We start from the raw sequence: 14,817 nt of genomic DNA on the forward strand, positions 1-14,817 counted from the left end.
TTTGGTTTAACTCAACATTAACTGGAAAACCCTTAAAAGTTTTGAAGTCTCTTTCTGAGGTTAATTCATCACTGACCCCTTGACTACTAATTTCTAACACATATGAACAATTTAAAAGATTTGATTTTTCTATTTCGTCAGATGCTGGGGTATTAAATAGCGCACAATCATCTAAGGAAATGTCATCCCCATTAGTTTTTCGTATAGTTATTTCAATAACAATTGGATTTTGATTAGTTTGTATATTTAAACCGCAGATTTCTAAATCCCGCTGATTAGCAACTTTTTCTAATAAAGCTTCTAGTTTACTTTTGTTTTCTTTATTCAAATTTATTTATAAATTTATTTAAAATTTATTTTCACACATTAAGAAGTTTTTTCTATAGAAAAATTTAAAAATTTGCATTTTATGGATGTAAACAAAAAAACAACAATAATCTTTTTCTTCAATTAGATTTATCAAATAAACTCAAAAACTATTAATTAAATGAAGTATCTCAAGATTAAATTTATTAATTTAATCCAAATATTCATTATTATTTGTTTTTGCATACTCAATTTCTTTCAAAATGCTGAAGTTTTAGCTTTAACTTCTTTTGAAAGTCATAATTTCGTATCATCCGCAGTTAAAAATATTGGCCCTGCAGTTGTAAAAATTGATACTGAGCGATTGGTAGAGAGGCAACAATTTGATCCTACTTTACTTGACCCTTTATTAAGGGATTTACTTGGTGAGCAAGGAATTACTCCTGAAAGGGAGAGAGGACAAGGTTCTGGAGTGATCATTAATGAGAATGGTTTGGTTCTTACAAACGCTCATGTCGTAGAAAGAGTCGATAATGTTTCAGTTACTTTGGCAGATGGATCTATTTGTGATGGTGAAGTTTTGGGCACAGATACAGTAACTGATCTTGCTTTAGTAAAAATTGATGAAGATGCTTATTCTGGTTTTGCTCCACTTGGAAATTCTGAAGATCTTGAAGTTGGGGATTGGGCAATAGCTCTTGGTACTCCCTATGGTCTTGAAAAAACAGTTACCTTAGGGATTGTAAGCAGCCTGCATAGAGATATTAATAGTTTAGGATTTTCAGATAAAAGGCTGGATCTTATTCAGACTGATGCGGCAATAAATCCAGGAAATTCTGGGGGACCACTCATAAATTCCAATGGTGAGGTAATAGGAATTAATACATTAGTAAGAAGTGGCCCTGGAGCTGGTTTAGGTTTTGCGATTCCCATCAATCTAGCTAAAAGTGTTTCTGATCAGCTACTCAAAAATGGGGAAGTTATTCATCCATATTTAGGGGTACAATTAATTTCTTTAAATCCTAGAATTGCTAAAGAACATAATCGAGATCCCAATTCTTTAGTTCAATTACCCGAAAGAAATGGAGCTCTAATTCAATCAGTAATACCTAATAGCCCCGCTGAAAAAGCTGGTTTAAGAAGAGGCGATTTAGTAATAGCAGCCGAAAATATCTCTATAAATGAGCCTAAAACTTTACTAGATGAAGTAGAAAAAGCTCAGATAGGAAAAGTATTTCTTTTAAATATTTTGAGAGATAATAAAGAGATACAGATAAATATCAAACCAGAACCTCTTCCAGGTTTGACATAAAGCACCCATTGAAATTTAATAATCTATAACAATTAGAGAAAAAGATTTTGGATTCACAAACTCAAATGAAACAAGTAGTTGCTGATGCAGCAATAAGGGAAGTAAAGAGTGACATGATTCTTGGATTAGGTTCTGGATCTACAGCTGCGTTAATGATAAAAAGCCTTGCGGATGAAATGCGTTCTGGGAAACTCCAAAATATAAGAGGTGTTGCAACTTCTTTTCAATCAGAAGTTTTAGCGCTTGAACTGGATATCCCGCTTATCGATTTAGCTTCTGTATCTCAAATTGATTTAGCTATTGATGGAGCAGATGAAGTTGATCCAGGATTTCAATTAATAAAAGGAGGAGGAGCATGCCATGTTAGAGAAAAGTTAGTGGCATCTAAAGCTAATCAATTGTTGATTGTTGTTGATGAAACTAAACTTGTACAAAATCTAAATCAATCTTTCCCTTTACCTGTAGAAGTTCTTCCAAATGCTTGGAAGCAAGTTCAGGAAGTCATTTCAGAAATGAATGGCAGTTCTTCTTTAAGAATGGCTACTAAAAAAGCTGGCCCAGTTGTTACTGACCAAGGCAACCTCATCCTAGATGTATTATTTAATGATGGTATTAAGAATCCAAAAGACATTGAAATGAAGATTAATAATATTCCAGGAGTATTAGAAAATGGATTATTCGTTGATCTTACAGACAAAGTATTAGTTGGTAAAATTGAAGATAACATTCCGATGGTTTACTCACCCTCAAGAGCTAGCTAATCTTCAAATCTTATTTCTACAGAGTTAGCGTGGCTATGTAAGCCCTCACTTTTAGCAAGATTAATAATATCAAGGCTATTAACTTTTAAACTTTCTTCATTAAATTCTATTATTGAAGTATTTTTCATAAAAGTTTCAACCCCTAAAGAACCGCTAAATCTAGAATTTCCTGATGTGGGTAAAGTATGATTTGGTCCAGCAAGATAATCTCCAACAGCTTCTGGGGTCCATTTTCCTAAAAATATCGCTCCTGCATTCTCTATACCTGCAAGAATTTTTTTTGAATCTATAGTAAGAATTTCTAGGTGTTCAGGGGCAAAGTTATTGCTTAGTTCAACACATGATTCATAATTCTCGCAAATCACAATTAAACCCCAATTTTTTATTGATTGCATGCAAATTTCTTTTCTTGGATGATCATCTATTTTTTTATAAAGTTCTTCTAAAACTTCTTTTGCCTGGTTCTTTGATGTAGTTAGAAGTATTGATGAAGCTAAAGGATCATGTTCTGCTTGCGCTAGTAGATCAGATGCTATATGAGTGCTTTGAGCTGTTTCATCTGCAATGATTAATATTTCACTTGGACCAGCTAAAGAATCAATCCCTGTAGAGCCATAAATGAGTTTTTTCGCAGTTGTAACATATATATTCCCTGGACCTGAAATAACATCAACTTTATTGATTTGATTTGTGCCAAATGCTAAAGCACCAATTGCTTGAGCTCCTCCAATTCTAAATACTTTATTGATCCCTGATAAGTGAGCTGCAGCTAAAACAGTTTTGTTTATTTCCCCTTCTTTATTCCCAGGAGATACCATTATAATTTCTTCTACTCCTGCTACTTTTGCAGGTATTGCATTCATCAATACTGTACTTGGATAAGCAGCTCTACCTCCAGGAATATAAATACCTGCATTTTTAACTGGTCTCCATCTTCTTTGGACTATATCACCATATTCACCTTTTATAGTGAAAGATTGAGGAATTTCTTTTTCATGGAATTTTTGAATTCTTTCATGAGCTACCACAAGTGAGCGCTTCAAATTGTTATCGATTTCATCCCATGCATTTTTTATTTGATCCGCACTCACTTGCATAGGGTCAGGGTCGAAACCATCAAATTTTTTTGTATATTTTTCTACCGCTATATCTCCAGAAATTTTTACCTCTTGGATAATTTCTTCAACAATTCTATTTATCTTATTATTGTTTTCTGAATTAGTTCGAGTAGAAATCCTTTTTAATTCTTCAATAGCTTCTTTTTTATTATTTATGATCTTCATTTGCTTAATTTTTTCAAATAGAAAGGCTCAAAACCCAATTTAATATCTTCTAAATTATATATGATTGATTAGTAGACGATTTATTTGTTATGATAGGAATCTTCTATTTATGCACCCTCTGTGGCCAACAACAAATCAGCAAAAAAGAGAATACAAATTGCCGAAAGAAATCGTTTAATAAATAAGTCATATAAATCTACTGTTAGGACTTTAACCAAAAAAACCTTAGAGAACTGCGAAAAATATAAAAAAAACCCTAATGAGGATAATAAAAATTTAGTGAAAACAAGTCTTAATAAAGCTTTTAGCTTAATTGATAAAGCAGTTAAAAAAAATGTTCTTCACAAGAACAACGGTGCTAATAAAAAATCGAAAATCAACAATTTTGTAAAAACTACTCTTACCACTAAGTAAAAAGACAGATCATAATTATGAGCGATATAGAACTCATAGACTCGCACTGTCATTTAATATTTGAAAATTTTGAGAAAGATCTTGAAGATGTTGTTTTAAGATTGCGTTCAAGAGGTGTAAAAAAATTAGTTCATGCTTGTTGTGAATTAACAGAAATTCCAAAGTTGAAAAAAATATCCCATGAATTTAATGAAATTTACTATTCAGTTGGTTTGCATCCGCTAGAAGCAAAAAAATGGGAACAAAGTTCAAAATCTCTTTTAAGAAAATCAGCTCTAGAAGATAGACGAGTTGTAGCTATTGGGGAATTAGGCTTGGATTTTTTTAAAAATGAAAATAAAACTCAGCAGATTGAAGCACTTATTCCGCAAATGGAGTTAGCTTATGAACTTCAATTGCCCGTAATTATCCATTGCAGAGATGCTGCAAATGAAATGATTGAGATATGTAGTGATCTCTCTAAAAAAGGAAAATGTCCTGATGGTGTACTTCATTGTTGGACAGGAACACCAAAAGAAATGAAGCAATTCTTGAATCTTGGATTTTACATCAGTTTTAGCGGTATAGTTACCTTCCCAAAAGCACATGAAATTCATGAGTGTGCCAAAATAGTCCCAAATGATAAATACTTAATTGAAACTGACTCACCATTTTTAGCTCCTGTCCCTCATAGGGGTAAAAGAAATGAACCTGCATTTGTTGAAAATGTTGCCAATTTTATGGCAGATTTAAGATCTACTGAATTAACCACAATTGCTAGAGAGTCATATAAGAATGCTGAAGATTTGTTTAAATTTGACTTGTTAAGTAGACGTAGCAGCTGTTAGTATTAGGAATTACTGGAAATTTTTCTTAATTTTTTGACTTTAACTTACACAGTTAATGATTTATCAGCATTAAACAAAATTTGATTATTCTTTATTAGATTGTTTTTTTGTTGAAATCGAGATATATTTGTTGATCTCATTTTGCGTGAAAAGTTAGAGGACCAATTATTGAGTAAATTAAAAGTAAATAGTAAATCTCACAAAATCGCAGGTTTTCTTGGATGAGCAGTAGCGCTTTACAGGTAGCAAAAACAGCTACTTATCTACCAGATTTAGTTGAAGTACAAAGAGCAAGCTTTAAATGGTTTTTGGAAAAGGGTTTAATAGAAGAATTACAAAATTTTTCCCCCATTTCTGATTACACAGGTAAATTAGAATTACATTTTATCGGTGAAGAGTACAGGTTAAAAAGACCTAGACATGATGTTGAGGAAGCCAAAAGAAGAGATGCTACATTTGCATCTCAAATGTATGTAACTTGCAGGTTAATTAATAAAGAGACAGGGGAAATTAAAGAACAAGAAGTATTTATTGGCGAACTACCATTAATGACTGAAAGAGGAACTTTCATTATTAATGGTGCCGAAAGAGTTATTGTTAATCAAATTGTTCGAAGTCCTGGAGTATATTTCAAAGATGAACTGGATAAAAATGGTCGAAGAACTTACAACGCTAGCGTTATCCCTAATAGAGGTGCATGGTTAAAATTCGAGACTGACAAAAATAATTTACTTTATGTGAGAGTTGATAAAACTAGAAAAATTAATGCTCATGTTCTTATGAGAGCGATGGGTCTTTCAGATAATGATGTGGTCGATAAACTTAGGCATCCCGAGTTTTATCAAAACTCAATTGAGTCAGCTAATGACGAGGGTATAAATTCAGAAGATCAGGCATTACTTGAGCTATACAAGAAGCTACGTCCTGGTGAACCACCCTCCGTTTCTGGTGGACAACAGCTATTACATAGTAGATTTTTTGATCCCAAAAGATATGATTTAGGCCGAGTTGGTAGATATAAAATAAATAAAAAATTGAGACTTACCGTACCAGACGATGTGAGAACACTTACCCATGAAGATGTTCTTTCTACCATTGATTATTTAATTAACCTAGAATTGGATATTGGCGGCGCTAGTTTGGATGATATTGACCACCTTGGTAATCGAAGGGTTAGATCTGTAGGAGAACTTCTTCAAAATCAAGTTCGGGTTGGACTTAATCGTTTAGAGAGAATTATCAAAGAAAGAATGACTGTAGGAGAAACAGATTCTTTAACTCCCGCTCAACTAGTCAATCCCAAACCTTTGGTTGCTGCTATAAAGGAATTTTTTGGCTCCAGTCAATTAAGTCAGTTCATGGATCAAACTAATCCTCTAGCTGAATTAACACACAAGAGAAGAATCTCAGCATTAGGTCCAGGAGGTTTAACTCGAGAAAGAGCAGGCTTTGCGGTAAGAGATATTCACCCTTCACATTATGGAAGATTATGTCCTATCGAGACTCCTGAAGGTCCTAATGCAGGACTTATAAATTCTTTAGCTACCCATGCAAGAGTTAATGAGTATGGTTTTATTGAAACACCTTTTTGGGAAGTTAATAACGGTAAAGTTAATAAAGAAGGTAATCCTGTTTATCTTTCTGCTGATTTAGAAGATGAGTGTAGGGTGGCTCCAGGAGACGTCGCGACTGACAAGGACGGCAATATAATTGCAAATCTAATACCAGTAAGATATAGACAGGATTTTGAAAAAGTCCCTCCTCATCAAGTTGATTACGTTCAGCTTTCTCCGGTTCAGGTAATTTCAGTTGCTACTTCACTTATTCCTTTCTTGGAACATGATGATGCTAATAGAGCTCTCATGGGATCAAATATGCAACGCCAAGCCGTTCCATTGCTAAGGCCAGAACGTCCTTTAGTTGGTACAGGTTTAGAATCTCAAGTTGCTAGAGATTCGGGAATGGTTCCCATAACAAAAGTTAATGGAACTGTATCTTATGTAGACGCTAATGAGATTGTCGTTAAAGATGAGCATGGTAATGAACATTTTCACTATCTTCAGAAATATCAAAGATCAAATCAAGATACCTGCCTCAACCAAAGACCTATAGTGAAAATTGGAGATAAAGTTATATCTGGGCAGGTTTTAGCAGATGGCTCCGCATGTGAAGGAGGCGAAATAGCCCTTGGCCAAAACGTTTTAATTGCTTACATGCCATGGGAGGGATACAACTACGAAGATGCAATACTTGTGAGCGAGAGGATGGTAACTGATGATTTATATACTTCAGTACATATTGAAAAATATGAAATTGAAGCAAGACAAACGAAGCTAGGACCTGAAGAAATCACAAGAGAGATTCCTAATATCTCGGAAGAAAGCTTGAATAATCTTGATGAGATGGGAATTATTAGGATTGGTGCTTTTGTCGAGAGTGGAGATATTCTTGTAGGAAAAGTGACTCCAAAAGGGGAATCAGACCAACCACCTGAAGAAAAACTGTTAAGAGCTATTTTCGGTGAAAAGGCTCGAGATGTGAGAGATAATTCCCTCAGGGTACCTAAAACTGAAAAGGGAAGGGTTTTGGATGTTCGCATTTATACTAGAGAACAAGGTGATGAATTACCTCCAGGAGCCAACATGGTTGTTAGAGTTTATGTGGCTCAGAGAAGGAAAATTCAAGTAGGTGACAAAATGGCTGGGAGGCATGGAAATAAAGGAATTATTAGCAGAATCTTACCAAGAGAAGATATGCCTTATTTACCTGATGGAACCCCTGTGGACATAGTTCTTAATCCTTTAGGAGTTCCAAGTAGGATGAATGTAGGTCAAGTTTTTGAATTATTGATGGGCTGGGCAGCCTCCAACTTAAATTGCCGGGTTAAAGTTGTTCCATTTGATGAAATGTATGGAGCTGAAAAATCACATCAAACTGTTCAAGCATTTTTAGAGGAAGCTTCAAAACAGCCAGGTAAAGCATGGGTTTACAATCCTGAAGATCCTGGAAAGTTATTACTTAAAGATGGTAGAACAGGGGAACCCTTCGATCAGCCAGTTGCTGTCGGATACTCTCACTTCCTCAAATTAGTTCATTTGGTGGATGATAAAATTCATGCTAGATCTACTGGTCCTTACTCTTTGGTTACACAGCAACCATTGGGTGGTAAAGCTCAGCAAGGTGGACAAAGGCTTGGAGAAATGGAAGTATGGGCTCTTGAAGCTTATGGAGCCGCTTATACTCTTCAAGAATTGTTAACAGTTAAATCTGATGATATGCAAGGAAGAAATGAAGCGCTTAATGCGATCGTAAAAGGTAAACCGATCCCAAGGCCTGGTACTCCTGAGTCATTTAAAGTTCTTATGAGGGAATTACAATCTCTAGGTTTGGATATAGGGGTTTATACAGATGAAGGAAAAGAGGTAGATTTAATGCAAGATATCAATCCGAGAAGAAATACTCCATCAAGGCCGACTTACGAATCACTCGGAACCTCTGAATATGAGGAAGATTAAATACTCAATTAAAACCTTTTAATTTAAATTCGCCAAAAATGACAAACAGCAACTTAAGAACTGAAAATCACTTTGATTACGTCAAAATTTCAATAGCTTCTCCACAAAGAATAATGGATTGGGGTCAGAGGACATTGCCCAATGGACAAGTAGTTGGTGAAGTTACTAAACCTGAAACTATCAATTACAGGACACTTAAACCAGAAATGGATGGATTGTTTTGTGAAAAGATTTTTGGGCCATCTAAAGATTGGGAATGCCATTGTGGAAAGTACAAAAGGGTAAGACATCGCGGCATTGTTTGTGAGAGATGTGGGGTTGAAGTAACTGAAAGTAGAGTCAGAAGACATAGGATGGGCTATATAAAACTTGCTGCGCCAGTTTCCCATGTTTGGTATTTGAAAGGAATCCCTAGTTACGTTGCAATACTTTTGGATATTCCGCTTAGGGATGTAGAACAAATAGTTTATTTTAATTGTTATGTCGTTTTAGATCCAGGTGATCATAAAGAACTTAAATATAAGCAATTACTCACTGAGGATGAGTGGCTGGAAATTGAAGATGAAATTTATGCTGAAGATTCAACTATAGAAAATGAACCTTTTGTTGGAATTGGTGCTGAGGCACTGAAGCAATTACTTGAGGACCTTGATTTAAATCAGGTTGCTGAGGAGCTTAGAGAAGAAATTACTAATAGCAAAGGGCAAAAGAGGGCAAAACTTATAAAAAGGATAAGAGTTATTGATAATTTCATTGCAACTAATGCAAAACCAGAATGGATGGTTTTAGATGCAATCCCAGTTATACCTCCTGATCTTAGACCTATGGTTCAGCTTGATGGGGGAAGATTTGCAACTTCAGATTTAAATGACTTATATAGAAGAGTTATAAATAGAAATAATAGACTAGCTAGGCTTCAAGAAATTTTAGCTCCTGAAATTATAGTAAGAAATGAAAAAAGAATGCTTCAGGAGGCAGTTGATGCCCTTATAGATAATGGAAGGAGAGGAAGGACTGTTGTTGGAGCAAATAATAGAGCTCTTAAGTCCCTAAGTGACATAATTGAGGGAAAACAAGGAAGATTTAGACAGAATCTTCTTGGAAAGCGTGTTGACTATTCAGGAAGATCTGTAATAGTTGTGGGTCCTAAATTAAAAATGCATCAGTGTGGTCTCCCAAAAGAAATGGCGATAGAGCTCTTTCAACCTTTCGTAATTCATAGATTAATACGACAAAATATTGTAAATAATATTAAAGCTGCAAAAAAATTAATACAAAAAGCTGATGACGAAGTTATGCAGGTACTTCAGGAAGTTATTGAAGGTCATCCAATTCTCTTAAATAGAGCCCCTACGCTGCATCGTTTAGGAATTCAAGCTTTTGAACCGAAATTAGTTGGAGGTAGAGCAATACAACTTCATCCTTTAGTTTGTCCTGCATTCAATGCTGACTTTGATGGAGATCAAATGGCAGTTCATGTTCCTTTAGCTTTAGAGGCACAAACTGAAGCACGCATGCTTATGTTGGCTAGTAATAATATTCTTTCTCCTGCTACTGGGGAACCAATTGTGACTCCATCACAAGATATGGTTTTAGGATCTTATTATCTGACGGCTTTGCAACCGAATTATCAAAAACCAGAATTCGGAGATAATAAGACTACTTTTGCTTCATTAGAAGATGTCATTTTTGCTTTTGAAGATAAAAGACTCAGCCTGCATGAATGGGTTTGGGTTAGATTTAATGGAGAAGTTGAAGATGAAGACGAAATGCGTAGCCCACAAAAAACTCAAGAGCTAGAAGATGGCTCAAGATTAGAAATCTGGAATTTAAGAAGGGACAGATTTGACTCTGATAATAATTTAATAAGTAGATTTGTGCTGACAACTGTTGGGAGAGTAGTTATGAACTATACCATCATCGATTCTGTATCTAAAACGTAATCTTTAAAAACTATTTTTCATTTATTTAAAAATCATGACTTCATCTAAATCTAAAAAAACATCCAGAGTACGTAAAACTACTAAAAACTCAAAAAAGAACAATCCAGTTACAATGCCTGCTCTCGCTAAAACGCCCCCATCATTTAAAAATAAGGTAGTTGATAAGAAAGCCTTAAAAAATTTAGTCTCTTGGGCTTATAAAACTCATGGAACAGCTATAACTGCAGCCATGGCAGATAATCTAAAGGATTTAGGATTTAAATATGCTACCCAAGCTGCTGTCTCTATCTCAGTAGATGACTTAAAAGTTCCTGAAGCTAAACAAGATTTAATAGGACAAGCTGAAGAGCAAATATCTGCTACAGAAGAATGCTATAGACTTGGTGAAATTACCGAAGTTGAAAGGCACACAAAAGTTATAGATACCTGGACTGAAACTAATGAAAGATTGGTAGATGCTGTCAAGAATAATTTCAATCAAAATGATCCTCTAAATTCCGTTTGGATGATGGCTAATTCAGGAGCAAGGGGTAATATGTCTCAGGTAAGACAACTTGTTGGTATGAGGGGATTGATGGCTAATCCTCAAGGAGAAATCATTGACCTGCCAATAAGAACTAATTTTAGAGAAGGACTCACTGTTACTGAATATGTAATTTCTTCTTATGGAGCAAGGAAAGGTTTGGTGGATACTGCCTTAAGAACTGCAGATTCTGGTTATTTGACTCGAAGATTAGTTGATGTTGCTCAAGATGTAATTGTAAGAGAAGAAGATTGTGGAACAGAACGATCAATAGTTGTTGAAGCTGAAGATGGTAAATTTGGAGCAAGGCTTCTTGGTAGGCTTACCGCTGAGGATATTTTTGATGCTGAAGAAAACCTTGTTGTTCCTCAAAACACTGCTATAGATCCTGCATTGTCAGGAGAAATTGAGAAAGCATCTATTAGTGAAGTAAAAATAAGATCCCCATTAACATGTGAAGCTAATAGATCTGTTTGTAGGAGGTGTTACGGATGGGCGTTGGCTCATAATCATTTGGTTGATTTAGGTGAGGCAGTTGGAATTATTGCTGCTCAATCTATTGGTGAGCCAGGAACTCAATTGACAATGAGAACTTTCCATACTGGAGGTGTATCAACTGCTGAAAGTGGAGTAGTAAGATCAAAAATTTCTGGTAAAGTTGAATTTAGTTCAAAAGCAAAGGTTAGAGGTTATAGAACTCCACATGGCGTAGAAGCTAAACAAGCAGAAGTTGATTTCATACTAAAGATAGTTCCTCAAGGAAATAATTCTGGCAAAGCTCAAAAAATTGAAGTTTCTAGTGGATCGCTTTTATTTGTAGATGACGGTGAAGAAATTAGTTCTGATATAACTGTTGCTCAGATTACTGCTGGAGCCGTGAAAAAGAGTGTTGAAAAAGCAACAAAAGATGTTATCTGTGATTTGGCTGGTCAAGTTAGGTACGACAAGGTTATTCAACCAAAGGAGGTAACAGATAGGCAGGGTAATATTACCTTAAAAGCTCAAAGATTAGGCAGATTGTGGGTTTTAGCTGGAGATGTTTATAACTTGCCACCTAATGCAAGACCGGTCATCTCCTCTGGAAAATCTGTAGATGAAGGAACTGTTTTGGCAGAAGCAAGTCAATCAAGTGAGTTTGGCGGACAAGTTCGATTAAGAGAATCAATAGGAGATTCAAGAGAAGTTCAGATTGTTACTACTTCAATGTCTTTAACTAATTTTAAATTAATTGAAGAATCTACTCACTCAGGTCAAATATATAATTTGGAATCTAGTGATGGTACATCTTATCGTTTAAACATTTCCCCAGGAAGTAAAATCAGTAATGGTGAGGTAATAGCAGATTTAACGGATGAAAGGTTCCGTACAAAAACTGGTGGTCTAGTAAAATATGCACCGGGATTAAGTGTCAAAAAAGCAAGATCATCTAAAAATGGTTTTGAAGTAAGTCAAGGAGGGACATTGCTTTGGATTCCTCAAGAGACACATGAAATCAATAAGGATATATCTCTTCTAATGATTGAAGATATGAAATGGATTGAAGCTGGAACAGAAGTTGTAAAAGATATTTTTAGTCAAACATCAGGAATTGTTACTGTTACGCAAAAAAATGATATCCTTCGTGAAATAACTGTAAGAAATGGAACTTTTCATGAGTGTGATGATGAAGAAGTTTTGAATAGATTTACAGAAGAAGGAAATCTTGTAAATCCAGGCGAAAAGATTTTAGATGGTGTTGATAATAAAGAAATTCTATTTGTTCAAAAATTAGAAACACCTAAATGTCGAGGCTTGTTATTAAGAACTGTTGAAGAATTTACTATTCCTGACCAAGCGGAATTACCCCAACTATCACATGTTAAGCAGGAAAAAGGACCACATTTAGGCTTAAAAGCTATCCAAAGGCTTACCTATAAAGATGGTGAATTGATAAAATCAGTTGAAGGAGTTGAATTACTTAGAACACATTTAAGTATTGAAAGCTTTGATGCTACTCCTCAAATGACTATTGACGTCGAGTCGATTGAAGATAAAAATGATGCATCAATCAATAGATTAAATTTAGTAATATTGGAGTCTATTCTTGTAAGAAGAGATACTATATCTGACTCCAGTCATGGCTCAACACATACAGAACTGCAAGTCAATAATAACCAAGTAGTAAAAGCAGGAGATGTAATAGCTACTACTCAAATTCTTTGTAAAGAGAAGGGATTGGTTCAATTACCAAATGTTGTTGATGATGAGCCAATAAGAAGGTTAATTGTTGAAAGAGAAGAAGATAAAATTAAAATTAAAATTAGTGGTAAAGCAGTAGTTAAAGTTGGTGATCGTGTAGTTGATGGTGATCCTATTAGTGATTCTGTAAAATCAACTTCTTGTGGAGAAATAGAAGAGATTTCTAATAGTTCAGTAACCTTAAGACTTGGTAGGCCTTATATGGTTTCTCCTGATTCAGTTTTACATGTTAAAGACGGAGACTTGGTTCTTAGGGGAGATGGTTTAGCTTTACTTGTTTTTGAAAGGCAGAAAACTGGAGATATCGTACAAGGATTACCTCGTATTGAAGAGTTATTAGAAGCTAGGAGACCCAGAGATTCAGCAATTCTATGTAAAAAATCTGGAATTGTTCAGATTAAACAAGGTAATGATGAAGAATCAGTTTCTTTATCAGTTATTGAAAAAGATGATTTAGTTAATGAATATCAACTATTAATTGGAAAAAATATAATGGTTAGTGATGGACAACAAGTTAAAGGTGGAGAATCTTTAACTGATGGTCCAATTAATCCACATGAACTATTAGATTGCTATTTCAATGATTTAAAAGATCAAAAACCTCTTATAGATGCAGCTCGAGAATCTATATCAAAACTACAAAGAAGTATGGTAAGTGAGGTACAAAATGTTTATAAGTCGCAGGGTGTAGCAATCGATGATAAGCATATTGAAGTTATTGTTAGACAGATGACAAGTAAAGTCCGTATAGAAGATGCTGGGGATACTACTCTTTTGCCTGGTGAACTCATAGAGTTGAGGCAAGTGGAAGATACAAACCAAGCAATGGCAATTACAGGAGGAGCTCCAGCAGAATTTACTCCTGTTTTGTTGGGTATTACTAAAGCCTCTCTCAATACAGATAGCTTTATTTCAGCAGCATCTTTCCAAGAAACAACAAGGGTTCTTACAGAAGCTGCAATTGAAGGTAAATCTGATTGGTTAAGAGGTTTAAAAGAAAATGTTATTATCGGTAGATTAATACCTGCAGGTACTGGTTTTAGCGGTTTTGTTGAGGAATTATCCTCAGAGGCTGGTCCTCATCCTGATATCCTTGCAGAAGAATCTGGTGGCTACAGAAGAGCACAGAACTTAAGGCCAGATTATACAGTTGATATGCCACAATCACCTGCCGTAAGCTCTACTGCAATACTTGATGATCCTAGTGATGAAGATTTGGAGACAACGAGAAATCGACATGGAATCGATCCTTCTTCGAGTAATTTTGCGGCCTTCGCAAGGCCTAATGCTGAAAATCAATTTTCTGAAGATCAATTACCAGATCCTGCTGCATTGGAGGGATTGCAGGAGGAGGGCCTTCTGTCTGATGAATAAATATTATCTATTATTATTTTTAGTGACTAGAATGGGTTTTTTAAATTTGTAAGTGATGATTAAGCCAGAAATTGTCCCCAAAAGAAAATTACCTCGTTATGGATTCCATTTTTATAATGAAAGACTTAATGGAAGAATGGCCATGATTGGATTTATTGCGCTAATTCTTACAGAATTCTTTTTAAAACATGGTTTGCTGTTATGGTGAAATCAGTTTTGAAGTAAAAAAAATAATTTGAAAAATCTTCTTGGAAGTTCTATTAATGATTTAGAAAATATAGCTTTAAATTATGGCCAGGCTTCATTCAGAGGTCGCCAGAT

Annotated in this window: 10 protein-coding genes; 8 read left to right on the plus strand and 2 right to left on the minus strand. The window is 35.0% G+C overall.

Going from position 1 to position 14,817, the window contains the following annotated elements:
- Nucleotides 1-328 (minus strand): ribosome maturation factor RimP (gene rimP, locus MK115_RS08180; RefSeq protein WP_287610706.1); only part of this gene is annotated, 328 nt, incomplete at its 3' end.
- Nucleotides 329-487: 159 nt separating this feature from the next.
- Between rimP and MK115_RS08185 the strand changes: the two genes are divergently transcribed.
- Nucleotides 488-1,618, plus strand: a complete 1,131-nt coding sequence (locus MK115_RS08185) for a trypsin-like peptidase domain-containing protein (RefSeq protein ID WP_287610707.1) — start codon at nucleotides 488-490, stop codon at nucleotides 1,616-1,618.
- Between the two features lie 65 nt (nucleotides 1,619-1,683).
- Nucleotides 1,684-2,379, plus strand: coding sequence for a ribose-5-phosphate isomerase RpiA (rpiA, locus tag MK115_RS08190; protein ID WP_287610714.1), 696 nt, complete (start codon nucleotides 1,684-1,686; stop codon nucleotides 2,377-2,379).
- On the opposite strand, the gene hisD is transcribed toward rpiA, so the two are convergent.
- Nucleotides 2,376-3,662 (minus strand): histidinol dehydrogenase, encoded by a 1,287-nt coding sequence (gene hisD, locus MK115_RS08195; RefSeq protein ID WP_287610708.1) that lies wholly within the window; start codon nucleotides 3,660-3,662, stop codon nucleotides 2,376-2,378. The genes rpiA and hisD overlap by 4 nt on opposite strands.
- Before the next feature lie 120 nt (nucleotides 3,663-3,782).
- On the opposite strand from hisD, the gene rpsT reads away from it, so the two are divergent.
- The 6 genes from rpsT to MK115_RS08225 all read left to right on the plus strand — a co-directional run bounded on the left by rpsT (nucleotide 3,783) and on the right by MK115_RS08225 (nucleotide 14,704).
- Nucleotides 3,783-4,076 (plus strand): 30S ribosomal protein S20, encoded by a 294-nt coding sequence (gene rpsT, locus MK115_RS08200; protein ID WP_079331156.1) that lies wholly within the window; start codon nucleotides 3,783-3,785, stop codon nucleotides 4,074-4,076.
- Nucleotides 4,077-4,093: 17 nt separating this feature from the next.
- On the plus strand, nucleotides 4,094-4,903 hold the full coding sequence (locus MK115_RS08205; protein WP_287610709.1) for a TatD family hydrolase: 810 nt from the start codon (nucleotides 4,094-4,096) through the stop codon (nucleotides 4,901-4,903).
- Between the two features lie 221 nt (nucleotides 4,904-5,124).
- Nucleotides 5,125-8,418: a DNA-directed RNA polymerase subunit beta gene (rpoB, locus tag MK115_RS08210; RefSeq protein WP_287610711.1), complete on the plus strand. Its 3,294-nt coding sequence runs from the start codon at nucleotides 5,125-5,127 to the stop codon at nucleotides 8,416-8,418.
- Between the two features lie 38 nt (nucleotides 8,419-8,456).
- Nucleotides 8,457-10,361: a DNA-directed RNA polymerase subunit gamma gene (locus MK115_RS08215; protein WP_287610712.1), complete on the plus strand. Its 1,905-nt coding sequence runs from the start codon at nucleotides 8,457-8,459 to the stop codon at nucleotides 10,359-10,361.
- A 34-nt stretch (nucleotides 10,362-10,395) separates the two neighbouring features.
- Nucleotides 10,396-14,496: a DNA-directed RNA polymerase subunit beta' gene (locus MK115_RS08220; protein WP_287610713.1), complete on the plus strand. Its 4,101-nt coding sequence runs from the start codon at nucleotides 10,396-10,398 to the stop codon at nucleotides 14,494-14,496.
- Between the two features lie 55 nt (nucleotides 14,497-14,551).
- Nucleotides 14,552-14,704: a CAB/ELIP/HLIP family chlorophyll-binding protein gene (locus MK115_RS08225; RefSeq protein WP_011863593.1), complete on the plus strand. Its 153-nt coding sequence runs from the start codon at nucleotides 14,552-14,554 to the stop codon at nucleotides 14,702-14,704.
- The last annotated feature ends 113 nt before the right edge of the window (nucleotides 14,705-14,817 follow it).

It is taken from the genome of Prochlorococcus sp. ALOHA_ZT_50, assembly GCF_022447305.1.
Classification (GTDB): domain Bacteria; phylum Cyanobacteriota; class Cyanobacteriia; order PCC-6307; family Cyanobiaceae; genus Prochlorococcus_A.

What these genes read in the sequence shown, in the direction of transcription:
- MK115_RS08185 (WP_287610707.1), top strand. Translation starts at nt 488, where the DNA reads ATGAAGTATCTCAAGATTAAATTTATTAATTTAATCCAAATATTCATT.
- rpiA (WP_287610714.1), top strand. Translation starts at nt 1,684, where the DNA reads ATGAAACAAGTAGTTGCTGATGCAGCAATAAGGGAAGTAAAGAGTGAC.
- hisD (WP_287610708.1), bottom strand. Translation starts at nt 3,662, where the DNA reads ATGAAGATCATAAATAATAAAAAAGAAGCTATTGAAGAATTAAAAAGG.
- MK115_RS08205 (WP_287610709.1), top strand. Translation starts at nt 4,094, where the DNA reads ATGAGCGATATAGAACTCATAGACTCGCACTGTCATTTAATATTTGAA.
- rpoB (WP_287610711.1), top strand. Translation starts at nt 5,125, where the DNA reads ATGAGCAGTAGCGCTTTACAGGTAGCAAAAACAGCTACTTATCTACCA.
- MK115_RS08215 (WP_287610712.1), top strand. Translation starts at nt 8,457, where the DNA reads ATGACAAACAGCAACTTAAGAACTGAAAATCACTTTGATTACGTCAAA.
- MK115_RS08220 (WP_287610713.1), top strand. Translation starts at nt 10,396, where the DNA reads ATGACTTCATCTAAATCTAAAAAAACATCCAGAGTACGTAAAACTACT.
- MK115_RS08225 (WP_011863593.1), top strand. Translation starts at nt 14,552, where the DNA reads ATGATTAAGCCAGAAATTGTCCCCAAAAGAAAATTACCTCGTTATGGA.